Raw genomic sequence first — 12,732 nt, forward strand, 5'->3', positions numbered from 1 at the left:
GAGCCTGAAGGTGTACCCGGGCTTCCCGCACGGCATGCCGACCACGGAGGCGTCGACGATCAACGCGGATCTGCTGGAGTTCATCCGCTCCTGACATCCCCGCAGCACGCGTACGGGGCGCCTTTCGATTGCGGCACCCGGGAGAGAAAGGTTTCACGGATGCATGCCATCCTGCACGCACTGTCGATCACAGGCTCGATGACCTGGGACATCACCTGGGCCCTGATCCTGGGGTTCGCCCTGTCCGCAGTCGTCCAGGCCGTGGTGCGCAAGAGCACCATCGTCTCGCTGCTCGGCGGCGATCGGCCCCGAACCCTCGCCATCGCTGCGGGCCTGGGCATGGCATCGTCGTCCTGTTCCTACGCCGCGGTCGCACTGGCCCGCTCCCTGTTCCGCAAGGGCGCAGACTTCACGGCCGCCATGGCCTTCGAGATCGCGTCCACCAACCTCGTCGTCGAACTCGGCGTGATCCTCGCGCTGCTGATGGGCTGGCAGTTCACCGTCGCGGAGTTCATTGGCGGACCCGTCATGATCATTGTCCTGGCGGTCCTCTTCAGGCTGTTCCTCCGGAACAGGCTCCTGCGCCAGGCCCGCGAACAGGCCGAAAGGGGACTTTCTGGGTCGATGGAGGGGCACGCCGCGATGGACATGTCCATTCAGCGTGAGGGGTCCTTCACCAGTCGGCTGTTCTCCCGTGAGGGGTACACGTCCACCAGCCATGTCTTCGCCATGGAGTGGGCGGCGATCATCCGTGACATGGTCGTCGGTCTACTCGTCGCCGGCGCTATTGCCGCCTGGGTGCCGGACTCGTTCTGGCGCACCTTCTTCTTCGACGGGCATCCCTTGGCGGCCAAACTGTGGGGGCCCGTGATAGGCCCGCTCGTGGCAGTCGCCTCTTTCGTGTGCTCCATCGGCAACGTGCCGTTGGCGGTGGTCCTGTGGAAGGGAGGCATCAGCTTCGGTGGTGTGGTGGCGTTCATATTCGCCGACCTGCTGATCCTGCCGATCCTCAACATCTACCGCAAGTACTACGGTGCCAGGACGGCCGCATTCATCTTCACCACCTTCTACTTCGCGATGGTCATCGCCGGGTATGTCGTGGAATTCATCTTTGGCGGTTTCGGTCTGATCCCCCATCAGGAAGACGCGAAGCTACCTGCGGAAGGCATCAGTTGGAACTACACCACCTGGCTCAACATCGCCTTCCTCCTCCTGGCAGCCGTGCTCCTCGCGCGCTTCTGGCGAACCGGCGGACGGGCCATGCTCCGCATGATGGGCGGCCCTCCCGAGACCGGACATCAAAGTGGCGACCACCATCAGCACGGCAACATGCGGAGGGGAGCGTCGGAGACCACGACCGAGGCGTAGCCGTGTGCGTGCCGGGGGCGCGACCCCCGGCTCCCGCTGTCCACATTCTGGCGACCTCGATCATGCTCTGAGCCCGTTGGGGGCCCGTGTTCAGAGTGCTCACCGCCCAACCCGGCCTGCAAGCCACGTCATGCCGACCAGACCGAGCGCGGGCGCGGCGAGTGGCTCGGGACGCGCGGTTCGTTGCTCCAAGTCGAATCTACGTCCAGCAAGCTCGTCTCTGTGGCTTAGAAAGACTATGGCTGCACCAAAGGCGGGCGTTGTGCACAGAAAGTAATCGAATGATGCCGACTGAAGGCCAGGTCGCTGTAGTTCTACACTCGGAAGATCGCCTAAATTTTGAAGGCGCTTACGCCGCCTTGAAAGAGTTCCATGAAGTTCGCCTTATCGATGCAGACGAAATCGATTCAGCTGACATCCTCGTGATCCTGGCGCGCGAAGTATCCCATAAGGTGCTGGCGCAGATCGAGAAGGCCCTTGCCATACGGCCCGAAATTCGTACCGTCTTGGTTGGCGATTCGATTGCGGAATTTGCCCTGTGGCGAGCGGCCGGCCTGGGCGTGTCAGCCTTCTTTCTTTGGAAAGATACCTCTTTTGCGGACATCGTCAGCGCCGCGGTTTCCGTCAATTCCGGAATTCCGGAATTCCCTTCGGAAATGGTGGGGAAACTGCTGCGCTATATTGAACGATTGGAACACCGTGGTCCCGGAGGTGGTATCAGCCTCACCGATCGCGACCTCACTGTCCTTAGAATGCTCGCAGAAGGGGCGGAAATCGCGCATATCGCACGAAGCCTGAATTATTCCGATCGCACGATTAAAAATATTATTCGTGGAGTTATCGTCACGCTTGATGTGAAAAATAGAACGCAAGCTGTCGCTTACGCTGTCCGGGAGGGGCTCCTCTGAAGACTGCACCAATTCAGGCTGTCCGCAGAAGTACCACGGCAGACTGGCCCAGGATCCCGCCAGGGACTCTCGGGTGATGCGCGGCACCTCGCACACAAGGAGGCCCCTGGCCTCGGCCCTGACCGCCGACCCTTATGCCCTGGTCGTCGGCGTCCGCGAGGGTTTCCGTGACCCGGCCGTCGGCCAGGAATTGGACCAGTCCGAGCTGTCGGGCCTGGGCGATGCCGGCGCAGCTGCCCGCATGGACCAGGCTGCAGCACAGCACGCACCCCTTGGCGTCCGTGCCGGCCGCGGATGCGGGTGATGGTGGCGTGGTGCACGCCGAACCACTGGGCAGGCACGTCATGCGTGGTGCCGTGACGCAGACTCGCGGGTGGCCAGCAGGCGGTCGGTGAAGACGAACTTGTTCGTCGCTACGGCTCCTGCAGCCCATTGCCGCAACAGAGCCACAAGGTGTGCCTGATGCCGTTCGTGCCGCAACGGTGCTGTCTCGGTGGCGAGTTCAGTGATCACCGCCGTCGACAGAACGGTGACCTGGTACTCCGAAAGGGCCGGCTCTCGCGCCGCAGCCCCCATCACGGCCACTTCAACGAGCTACCGCGCGACGAGCCACGGCTGACCGTGCACGAGGTCGTGAGACAGCCCTCACCTCTCGCAGGGTATGAAGCGCCTGCCTCCTGGTTGGGCAGCGATTCGAGGGAAGAAAGCTGGCAGCCTCGAGTGTTCAACATTTGCTGCACAGAGCCGACGGAAGGATTGATTCGCATGCATGGCGAGTATAAGGCCGCAGGGGGCAAGCTGGTCGTTGTGGACCTGGATGAAAAGGATGGCCTTCTTCGAAATGTCAGAGTGGCAGGCGATTTCTTCCTTGAGCCAGACGAGGCCTTGTTTTCGGTTAATGGGGCTCTCGAAGGCGCTTCAGCGGCGTTGGACGCGGAGGCACTTTCCGCGCGGATCGTCGCTCACTTGCCGGCGGACGTCGTCATGTACGGGGTCACTCCAGAAGGGGTGGCTGTCGCTGTTAGGCGTGCCCTGGCGCAAGCTACGGACTGGACTGACTACGACTGGCAGTTGATCCACGAGGCTCCTCAACCTCCGGCCCTGCACATGGCGCTCGACGAGGTTCTTACCGGGGAGGTGGCCGCCGGACGGAGGCCACCTACTCTTCGAGTGTGGGAATGGGCAGCGCCCGCTGTCGTCATTGGTAGCTTCCAGTCGCTGAACAACGAAGTAGACATGGACGCAGCCAGGCACCTGGGGATCAGTGTGGTTCGACGGATTTCGGGCGGCGGCGCCATGTTCGTTGAACCCGGAAATACCATTACATACTCGTTGTCTGTTCCTGCCTCATTGGTGTCTGGGCTGTCCTTCGCCGACTCCTATGCTTATCTCGATGACTGGGTCCTGACGGCACTCGACGAAATGGGTATAAAAGCTTGGTATCAGCCCCTGAATGACATTGCGAGTGAATTCGGAAAGATAGCGGGGGCGGCTCAGAAGCGGATTCTCGGTCAGAACACGGATTCCGGTGCTGTCCTGCACCACGTCACCATGTCCTACGACATCGACGCTGACAAGATGGTGCGAGTATTGCGTATCGGTCGAGAGAAGTTGTCTGGCAAGGGGATCGGCAGTGCGCAAAAGAGGGTAGATCCCCTGAAGCGTCAGACCGGACTCTCTCGAAAAGAAGTGATCGAGCGGATGATTGAGTCATTTCGCTCTCGTTATGGCCTCTCGATCGGTCGAGTCACGGATGACGAACTAAACCAGGCGATTGATCTCGCGGACACTAAGTTCGCGGCGGCGGATTGGACAGCCCGCGTTCCGTGAGTAGCACGGAATTGAGCTTCTTCCAACCTGCCAGTGTATGACGCGAGTTGGACGCTTCAGCGGAACGGCAAAGCTCCGGGTGGACGAGTTGGCTACCAAGATCAACTGTCGTTCCAGGAGTTCCGCGTGCTTTTCTGCCCGTCGGCGATGGATCTGTCCACCGCGCACCTGCGCCACGTAAGCGAGGAGTGGCGGCGCGACGCAGCGGATCGGCAGCCGGTGGCGGTGGCTGGCTCCGAGGCGCCAGGCTCTACTCGCCCTGGCGCCCAGCTGCGCTGCGGCGACACCGCCGCGCAGCTGACGGCCGGGTTCGGCTTCGGGATCGCCACCGTGCGCCGCTACAACCGTGAAGCGGTCGACGTCCTGGCCGCGCTCGCGCCGACGCTCGCCGAAGCGACGGCGACGGCATGCACAAAGGCGTACGTGGTCCCGGACAGCACCGTGCTGCCGATCCACCGCATCGCCGCCGACCGGCCTCAGTACTCCGGCAAGAATCGGCACCACGGCATGAACGTCCAGGTCCTGACCGACCCGTTCGGACGGCTGATGTGGGCCTCGTCCGCGCTGCCCGGCGTCACCCACGACCTCACGGCGGCACGCCGACACGGCATCGTCGACGCCCTCACCGAGGCCGGGCTCATTTGCTGCGCGGACAAGGCGTATCAAGGCGTATCAAGGCGCCGGCCGCGCGGTCCGCATCCCGTTCAGGGGGCACCGCTTCAAGTGGTGGCAACGACGCCACAACAACACCCACGCCAAGATCTGGTGCGCCGGCGAGCAGGCCATGGCCACGATCAAGAACTGGCGCCTTCTGCGGAAACTGTGCCGCAGCACCAACCGCACCTCAGCGATCGTGAAGGCATCCTTGCCCTTCACCTCGCCGCTGCGTCAGGTTGAAAAACCCTCAGTGCAGGCCTGAGCCTCCACCGTTGCGGCATATCCCGCTACGTGTCGTTACGCCTGCGCCACTACCTCTGAACGGTCCTCATCCCGCAACGCGTGGAGTCCATTAAGCGGCTGAAAACTGAGGTGATCGAACAAGCGTAAACTCTATACTGCGCCGCTGGGAAAACCCGATGCTTTCATAGAGTCGAATCGCCGACGTGTTTGTCTCTATGACGTGAAGAAATGGCGATTTTCCTTGATCTTGCGCAATCTTGACTACAGCTCGGAGGAGGCGACTAGCGAGTCCCTGCCCGCGGAAGTCCGGGTGAGTACATACGGCACTGATCTCCGTCCACCCGGCCCAACTGAACCTCTCGCCCGCCATGGCAACAAGCTTCCCCCCGTCGTGGATCCCGAGATAGGTGCCAAGCTCAACTGTTCTAGGCAGGAACGGTCCAGGATTTGTCAGTTCCACAAGCTTCATAATTTCGGGTAGATCATCCTCAGCGAGGACCCTTGTGTCGCTGAGGCTCCCCGGCGCTACTTCCTTCCCAATCATCTGAATACCTCTAACTCGCCCCAGGATTTCCCACCCGGGAGCGGGAAGGGGCTCTCCTACCAGCAGCGCGCTGCCGCCAGGTCCCATGAGCTGGCGGAGATCTAGCCAAGCAGCCGGATCGTCAGGATCTTGCAAGCCGGCAAACAGGGAAACTTCGGGATCATAGCGGCTCGCCTTTCTCAAACGCTGCGACAAACTGACGTGATCGCCTGTCAAAGCTGACCATACCGGATTGTCGAGCGATTCTTCGGTATACTTTCCCATGCTCATATCCTAAATATGCCAAAGTTTCGAACTGTGATTCGTTCATCGACCTGGATGACATTGCTGCAGGATCCATGGCCTCCTTTGTCTCTGCGGCATCGCCGAACACGGAAGCAGGATGTCGAGTACACCTCAGAGCATTGGCCTCACGCAAGCTCAGACCGCGGGTCGGGTGGGGAATAGAGGGATGCAAGCGGGCCTGGAGCGCGAGGCCGAGTACTGCCAGCTCCTGCGTCCGGGGTGGGCAGCGTCGAGGCGGGCAGACGACTCGGGATCGAGCGTGAGACGGGTGAGCCGAGAACGACGGCCTGAGACCGGATCATCTCCCATAGGGTTCCGGATCCGTCCGCTATCTGTCGCGGTTGCAACACCGAAGGATCGCCGCGCTGCGCGAACGCGGCGGGAAGATCCTGGAGATGGCCGGCCGGCTCGGGCGGGCACCATCGAGGTCAGGCAGGAGTTGCGGCGTAACAGCGTCCGCACAACTACGGTCGGTGCAACGCGGACCTGACTCATCACCGCTGCTGTGAGCGGGCCGGATGCCGCAGACGCGCCCTTTGCCTACCTGGCCTCCCAGGCGGGCCTGGCGAGGGCGGTTGCAGACCTCACGACAGGGTGGCAGCCCGATCTCACCACCATGACCCGGCAGGCTGCCGCGATCGGCTTGGCCTACCCGGCCACGAACGGCGTCTTCCAGCAACTCAACATGCCCGCCGACCTCATCCGTCAGCCCGGCATCGAGCACTCCTGCTGGACGCGGCAAGTCAGCAACCGCGTGGCCGCTCCGCCCCACGCCGACATCAGCGACCGCATGGCGCACTGGATTGTCACCATTGTCACCGGCGCTGACGCCACTGAATGCATGACCGGGCACGAGGAGGCGGAGTGCCACTTGAAAGGCCCTGACAGAGCCGTTGGACGTGGCGGTGGGTGATCAGGCAGACGGCGAGTCCGAGGAATGCTTCGTGGATGCCATCGCGTCGCTCCCAGCGGATGCGCAGGCGTAGGAAGCCGTGGAGCCCGGAGACTGCGCGCTCGGCGACGTAGCGAAGGATCCCCTGGCCTGTCTCGTGGGGCCGGCCTCGCTCAGCAATCACCGGGCGGATCCCGCGTTGCCAGAGCAGGCGGCGGTACTTGTCGTGGTCGTAGCCGCGGTCGGCCAGTAGCGCGTCCGGCCGTCGGCGCGGTTTGCCGACCCGGCCCGCGACGGCTGGAATCTTGTCGAGCAGCGGCAGGAATTGGGTGACGTCACCCGCGGTTGCCGCCGGCCAGTGACACCGCGAGCGGGATGCCCTGGCCGTCGACGACGAGGTGGTCTTTGCTACCAGGGCGCGCGCGGTCGACCGGGCTGGGTCCGCTTTTGGGCCCCTGCGGGCCGCGCGGACGTGCGAGGAGTCGATCACCGCCCGGGACCATTCCAGCTTGTCCTTCGAGCGCAGCCGCCGCCAACAGGTCATACCGGAACCGACGCATATCCTGGAGCAGGTACTCCCATCTGGTTCATGGAGCGCGCCGGCACGCGGTGAACGTTGGCGGTTCGGCTGCTCATCTTGCGACGGCCGAGCCGGTCGGCTGTTGCCTGCCGGCCCGCGCGGCCGTGCTTGCGCCGGTGGCCGGACGGGCTGAAGCGGGATCAACCGGCTGCGCCGCCGGGCGAGCATCCGGCGGCGCCATGGACTGCGGCACCTGCGCACGGGGGTCCGGCCCGAGCCGGGGCCGGGGGGCGAGGGGCGGCCCGCCGAGGTGACGCGGAGCCCACACGTGTGCCCCGGCGCCGGAGAACTGCGTGGGACGGGAAGGCATCCAGCCGGTCGGGCCGTGGCACGCTCACTGATCACGGGCACCTGGGGGGCGGTGGGTCGAGGAGGTCGCTGCCGTGGCATCAAAAGGGCAGATGCGCGCTGATCCTCGCGATGGAGTGTTGTGCCTGTCCCCGTCTCTGCTCGGACGCTGTCACGATCTGACCGCGGCCCGTGCTCAACGATTCATCAGGATCTGCGCGTGCCAGGGGGCGATCCTGTCACCGCACACAGCACCGGCATGACCCGGCATCCGCGTGATTTACTGGAGAGCCGATCATGTAGGTACTGGCCCGGAAGCATTCGGACCCTTCTGCGGACTGGTTGACCCGGTCTGACCATTGCACATCCCGGGCGTGCCCAGGTGCGAAGGAGAGACGGGGCACACAGTACGGCCGCGAAACGTCTGACTGTAAAATGGTGACAGCCAGTCAGCCCTTTCCAACCTCAGGTTGAGGCGTGATGAAGGACGACGGCGGCCTTCACGATGTTGGTGATCCGGTTGGTGCTGCAGCGGAGCTTGCGTTGCAGGCGCCAGCTCTTCAGGACGGCCATGGCCTGCTCGCCGAGGCACCGGATTTTGGCGTGGGTGCTGTTGTGCCGTCGTTTCCAGCGTTTGAGCCGGGGGCCCCGGAAAGGTACGCGGACATGGCGGCCGGCCCCTTGGTACGCCTTGTCCGCCCAGCACTTCAGCCCTGTAGTTGCGAGCGCGTCGATGATGCCGTGTTCGCGCGCGGCGGTCAGGTCGTGGGTGGAGCCGGGCAGGGCCGCGGAAGCCCACAGCAGTCGGCCGAAGGGATCCGTGATGACCTGGACGTTCATGCCGTGGCGCTTGTGTTTTCCGGAGTGGTACGGGGTGTCGGCGGCGATCCGGTCGATGGGCAGGAGGGTGCCGTCCAGGATCACGTACGCCTTCGTCCGGACGGTCGTCATTGCCTCGGCCAGGGTCTGCGCCTGGGCGGCCAGCACTTCGACGGCCTCGCGTATGTAGCGGTAGACGGTCGCGATGCCGATCTCGAACCCTGCGGCAAGCTGGGCGTACGTGTCGCCGCATCGCAGGTGGGCCAGGGCGAGCAGGGCCTGACGGCCGACGGGCAGACGCCGCCATCGCGTGCCGATCTCCCGCCGGTGAGCGGCCAGTTGCCTCGTCAGGTGCCGCAGCGTGCGGCCGGACAGATCGATCGACGACGGGTAGACAAGCACGTGAAGCTCCCGGCGGACACGGGTGATCTTGGTCGAGAACCCGTCTACCAGGAGCTTCGTCGTTCAGTACGACCCATGCCCACCAACACCCCGACGCCACAGCCAGGTTGGAAAGGGCTCAGTCGATTATCACCTGCGCAAAGCGTTCAAGAAACTCGGAGTGCATTCCCGTCGAGAACTGCAGGAACATCGGACATACCGCAATCCCTGACCCGCTATCCGGCGGTGTGAACCCGACGGTTGGCGGGTCCTGGGGTGCGGGTTCGTAGCCACCCGACTACGTGGACTACGAACCGCACGGGATGGCCGAACCTCCATTCTGCTGCACCATGGGAAGCGGCCAGCGGCACGACAGAGCACGGCGGCGGCGAGATACCGCAGCGGATGACCTCCTGGCCACGGTCAGCCCGCTGCACACATGCACACCAAGATCCGTTGAACCACTTCAAGCGACCCACTTCGTCAGCGAGTTCTGTCGGAACACTGACAGAGGAACCTCGACTGGCGTGAAGTCGCCGGCGGAAGGCGAATCGATCATGCCCGTCTTCACCACTTCTGACGGCACTCAGATCTTCTGCAAAGACTGGGGAAGCGGTCGCCCTGTGATTCTCAGCCACGGCTGGCCGCTCAACGCCGACGCCTGGTACGACCAGGCGTACTTGGTGGCAGACCACGGCTACCGGGCCAGCGTGCACGACCGCCGTGGTCACGGCCGGTCAGGCCAGCCGTGGAACGGCAACGATCTCAGCACCTACGCCGACCTTCTTCGCCGAATGGCTGATCAACATGTGGGACGGAAGCGGCATGTTGCGCTTCCCCTTCGCCGACGGACGCCATGTACCCATAGCAGCCCGTGACCAGGCCAGGGTGATCGCGGCCATCCTGGAAGACTCCGCCCCGCACGTCGGCCTGACCTACCCGTTGTGCGGGGCAGTGGAACTCAACCACTACGAGATCGCCGAGAAGATATCGCGGGCGCTGGGCGGAGAGGTCACCTACGTACCCATCGAACTCGGCGAGTCCAAACAGATCCTGGAGAAGCGCGAAACCTCTCCCCATATGATCCAGCACCTTCTCGCCGTCTCGATCGACTACCGCAATGGTGTCTTCCCCGGCATGAACGACCTGGTCAAGAAGATCGGCGGCGCCGATCCACTCGACGTCCAGGGCCTCGTCACCCAGAACAGGTCCTTCTACGGCAGCTACTCAGTCTGACGAGGCAACAGCAATGAGCATCTGGTTCATCACGGGATCGTCCCGCGGACTCGGCTTGGACATCGCCCTCGCCGCCGGCCACCAGGTGGTCGCGACCGCCAGAAACGCGGAAACCGTCCGTGAGCGGCTTCCCGACGTCGGCGACGCACTGCTGGCCCTGCCGCTGGACGTGACCGACCCGCAGAGCATCCAGGCAGCCGTCGACGCTGCGGTCGAGCGGTTCGGCCGCATCGACATTCTGGTCAACAACGCCGGCACCGGTCTGCTCGCGGCCGTCGAAGAGTCCCACGACACCAACGTGCGCGCGGTGTTCGAGACCAACGTGTTCGGCCCTCTCGCCGTCCAACGCGCCGTACTGCCAGTACTGCATCGACGACTACGCCGCCCCCGCCGGCGCGATGCGCGACGCCGTCCCGGGCCTGAACCACGCCCAGCCCGGCAACCCGGCCAAGGCCGCCCACGTCATCGTCGAGATCGCCTCCACTCCGGAACCGCCCCTACGCCTCCAGCTCGGAGCCGACACCCTCCAGGCATTCGACGCCAAACTCCACACCTTCCGCAAGGAAATGGATCACTGGCGGCACATCGCCCTCTTCACCGAGCACGAAGAGGACTGTGCGCCATACGGCCAGGAGCTCAGGCCGTTGGCCACAACAGACCGACACTCAGTAACCCCCAGTACCAGAAAGCCGGGGACGGAAACCAACGCCAGGGAGGATCCCATGTCCACACCCGATTACGAATACCAGAACAGGTCGGTCGAGACACCTTACGGACGTCTGCACGTTCGCGACGCCAGAGGGGACGGCTTACCCATCGTTGTCATGCATGGTTTTCCGGACGACTCACGGATCTACGACCGTCTCATCCCGTTCTTATCCCCACGGCGCGTGGTGGCGCTGGACTTCTCAGGCTTCGGGAAGTCCGACCGTGGCCAATACACCACCCTCCAACCTGGGCAGCGCGAGGCCGAACTCAGTGCGGTACTCACCGCCCTCGGAATTGATCGCTGCCTTCTGGTCGGCCACGACGCGTCGGGAGCCGTCGCCGTCAATTTCACACTGGACCACCGCGAGTCGGTGGACAGACTCGTGCTCCTCAACTGCTATTACGGGGACGCTCCTTCCTTGCAGTTCCCGGAGCTGATCCGCCTGCTGGGGGATCCCAACTTCAAGCCGCTCGCCGACGCCCTCTTAGACGATCCGAAGATGCGGGAGTGGATCCTGGCACACACGCAGACACGGTTCGGGTACACCGTCGGAGACCCAGACGGTGTGGTGGCGGCCTCCGTGGCTCCACAATGGTTCGGAGAAGGCACACAACCGGACGCACTCGTCGCGATCCGCGCATGGACCGCCACTCTGTTCCCTGACCTGGAGATCCAGAACCACCGCATCGCGCAGGGCGAGTTGAACGCACTGACCGTGCCGGTCACCGTGGCGTTCGGCGAAGACGACCCCTATCTTAATCCCGCAGTCGCCCGTCACATCGCCCGACAATTCCACATCGCCACGCTGCACTTGATCAAGAACGCTTCCCACTGGCCCCAGTGGGAGCAACCCGAACAAACAGCCCGACTCATTCTTGGAAATGACAGTTGAACCTGCTTCACGTCAATCCAGGCATGACTTGCCCGCGAACAGACGACGCTTCGCCCGGTCCTCCGTAAGGGGGCTGTCATCTCCCGCCCAGCGTGATTCCCGGTAAAGATCCTGCCGCAGACGCAATCCCGCACTAATTCCAGCGCCCGGGTAAGTCAATGAAAACCGAATAGACGCCGACCAGGTCAATTCGTACCCTCTCAAGGCGTAGCCCACTCTTCCGCCGGTGCGATATCCGTCACCGGCGAAGAGGAGGGTACCGGAATTGTGGATATTGAAGCAAATAACCCAACCAGCCGAAAAGGAAAATCATGGAAGACACCCTCAGTCTCCCGACTGGTACGTGGCGCAACGAGATCCTCGTGGCGATGCAGCAGACCGTGAACCCGTCCGTCGTGAACCACTGCCTTCGCAGTTTCCTGTGGGCACGCCTGTACGCGGAACACATCGGTGCCCTGAACGATGCGGCCTACGACGAGAACCTTCTGTTTGCCGCCTGCGTAGGACACGATCTTTCCACCGGAACTCTGGGAAAGGGGACTTCTCGCTTCGAGGTAGAAGGAGCCGACCTCGTCGCAGAAATCCTGACCAAGCACAATCTCGCTGCCGCGGAAGTGGACCAGGTGTGGGAAGCGATCGCCCTTCACACCTCCGACCAGATCGCCGTGCGGCGAGGATTGATCACACGACTGACCTACGAAGGCATCTACATCGACTTCGGGAAAAATGCAGATCTCGTAGCCGAATGGGCCCCGCAAATCCACGACGCATACCCTCGGCTCAAAATGGTCCGCTCACTCACCGACGTGATCGTGGCACACGCAGCACTGAGTGAGAACGCAGTTCCTCGATATGGGATTGCGTTCTCTCTCGTCCGTGAGCGGGAGACCGACGGTGAGACATTCATGGAGCACACCGTCAACGAAGGCCCCTGGGGAGAGTGAGCCACGCCATCGGGTAGCGGACTGCTGTCTTAGGTGGTGTCGCCCCAGTAAAGATGCCGGCACTGGTCCACGAGGACGACACCGGCCATCTGAACAAAAAGACAGCTGGACTGCGGTCTTTGGGGCGACACTCCGTAACTCCCCATCTGCTGAAGG

General features: G+C 63.2%; 9 protein-coding genes and 4 pseudogenes. 10 read left to right on the plus strand and 3 right to left on the minus strand.

What is annotated here, in order from left to right; translation table 11 throughout:
- The first annotated feature begins 159 nt into the window (after positions 1-159).
- The 4 genes and pseudogenes from ACZ4UV_RS50445 to ACZ4UV_RS50460 all read left to right on the plus strand — a co-directional run bounded on the left by ACZ4UV_RS50445 (position 160) and on the right by ACZ4UV_RS50460 (position 5,003).
- The gene (locus tag ACZ4UV_RS50445) at positions 160-1,368 is read left to right on the plus strand and encodes a permease (protein WP_467849456.1); all 1,209 of its coding nucleotides are present in this window, start codon (positions 160-162) and stop codon (positions 1,366-1,368) included.
- Between the two features lie 281 nt (positions 1,369-1,649).
- A complete protein-coding gene (locus ACZ4UV_RS50450) occupies positions 1,650-2,276 on the plus strand; it encodes a helix-turn-helix transcriptional regulator (protein ID WP_467849462.1) in 627 nt (208 codons plus the stop codon).
- Between the two features lie 765 nt (positions 2,277-3,041).
- Positions 3,042-4,106: a lipoate--protein ligase family protein gene (locus tag ACZ4UV_RS50455; protein ID WP_467849664.1), complete on the plus strand. Its 1,065-nt coding sequence runs from the start codon at positions 3,042-3,044 to the stop codon at positions 4,104-4,106.
- 126 nt (positions 4,107-4,232) lie between these two features.
- Positions 4,233-5,003, plus strand: a pseudogene (locus ACZ4UV_RS50460) (transposase family protein).
- Between the two features lie 112 nt (positions 5,004-5,115).
- Here the strand turns inward: ACZ4UV_RS50460 and ACZ4UV_RS50465 are convergent.
- Positions 5,116-5,814 carry a GNAT family N-acetyltransferase gene (locus tag ACZ4UV_RS50465; protein WP_467849468.1) on the minus strand — a complete coding sequence of 233 codons (699 nt, stop codon included), beginning with the start codon at positions 5,812-5,814 and terminating at the stop codon, positions 5,116-5,118.
- A 526-nt stretch (positions 5,815-6,340) separates the two neighbouring features.
- Between ACZ4UV_RS50465 and ACZ4UV_RS50470 the strand changes: the two genes are divergently transcribed.
- Complete coding sequence (locus tag ACZ4UV_RS50470; RefSeq protein WP_467849679.1) at positions 6,341-6,748, plus strand: hypothetical protein; 408 nt, start codon at positions 6,341-6,343, stop codon at positions 6,746-6,748.
- Here ACZ4UV_RS50470 and ACZ4UV_RS50475 read toward each other — a convergent pair.
- Positions 6,729-7,382 (minus strand): annotated as a pseudogene (locus ACZ4UV_RS50475) (IS5 family transposase); the annotation flags it as partial. The gene ACZ4UV_RS50470 and the pseudogene ACZ4UV_RS50475 sit on opposite strands and share 20 nt — an antisense overlap.
- A 678-nt stretch (positions 7,383-8,060) precedes the next feature.
- Positions 8,061-8,816 carry a transposase family protein gene (locus tag ACZ4UV_RS50480; RefSeq protein WP_467849473.1) on the minus strand — a complete coding sequence of 252 codons (756 nt, stop codon included), beginning with the start codon at positions 8,814-8,816 and terminating at the stop codon, positions 8,061-8,063.
- Between the two features lie 536 nt (positions 8,817-9,352).
- Between ACZ4UV_RS50480 and ACZ4UV_RS50485 the strand changes: the two are divergent.
- From ACZ4UV_RS50485 to ACZ4UV_RS50505, 5 genes and pseudogenes are all read left to right on the plus strand, one after another.
- Positions 9,353-9,598 (plus strand): annotated as a pseudogene (locus ACZ4UV_RS50485) (alpha/beta fold hydrolase); the annotation flags it as partial.
- On the plus strand, positions 9,519-10,031 hold the full coding sequence (locus ACZ4UV_RS50490; protein ID WP_467849683.1) for a Rossmann-fold NAD(P)-binding domain-containing protein: 513 nt from the start codon (positions 9,519-9,521) through the stop codon (positions 10,029-10,031). The pseudogene ACZ4UV_RS50485 and the gene ACZ4UV_RS50490, both read left to right, overlap by 80 nt.
- A 13-nt stretch (positions 10,032-10,044) precedes the next feature.
- A pseudogene (locus ACZ4UV_RS50495) lies at positions 10,045-10,344 on the plus strand (SDR family NAD(P)-dependent oxidoreductase); the annotation flags it as partial.
- A gap of 85 nt (positions 10,345-10,429) precedes the next feature.
- The gene (locus ACZ4UV_RS50500; protein ID WP_467849477.1) at positions 10,430-11,632 is read left to right on the plus strand and encodes an alpha/beta fold hydrolase; all 1,203 of its coding nucleotides are present in this window, start codon (positions 10,430-10,432) and stop codon (positions 11,630-11,632) included.
- 311 nt (positions 11,633-11,943) lie between these two features.
- Positions 11,944-12,576: an HD domain-containing protein gene (locus tag ACZ4UV_RS50505; protein WP_467849482.1), complete on the plus strand. Its 633-nt coding sequence runs from the start codon at positions 11,944-11,946 to the stop codon at positions 12,574-12,576.
- The last annotated feature ends 156 nt before the right edge of the window (positions 12,577-12,732 follow it).

This window comes from Streptomyces sp. NPDC028289, assembly GCF_055565975.1.

Bases quoted from the DNA above. Each gene is read 5' to 3' on its own strand.
- ACZ4UV_RS50500 (WP_467849477.1), top strand. From the start codon at position 10,430: ATGCGCGACGCCGTCCCGGGCCTGAACCACGCCCAGCCCGGCAACCCG.
- ACZ4UV_RS50505 (WP_467849482.1), top strand. From the start codon at position 11,944: ATGGAAGACACCCTCAGTCTCCCGACTGGTACGTGGCGCAACGAGATC.
- ACZ4UV_RS50465 (WP_467849468.1), bottom strand. From the start codon at position 5,814: ATGGGAAAGTATACCGAAGAATCGCTCGACAATCCGGTATGGTCAGCT.
- ACZ4UV_RS50445 (WP_467849456.1), top strand. From the start codon at position 160: ATGCATGCCATCCTGCACGCACTGTCGATCACAGGCTCGATGACCTGG.
- ACZ4UV_RS50450 (WP_467849462.1), top strand. From the start codon at position 1,650: ATGATGCCGACTGAAGGCCAGGTCGCTGTAGTTCTACACTCGGAAGAT.
- ACZ4UV_RS50455 (WP_467849664.1), top strand. From the start codon at position 3,042: ATGCATGGCGAGTATAAGGCCGCAGGGGGCAAGCTGGTCGTTGTGGAC.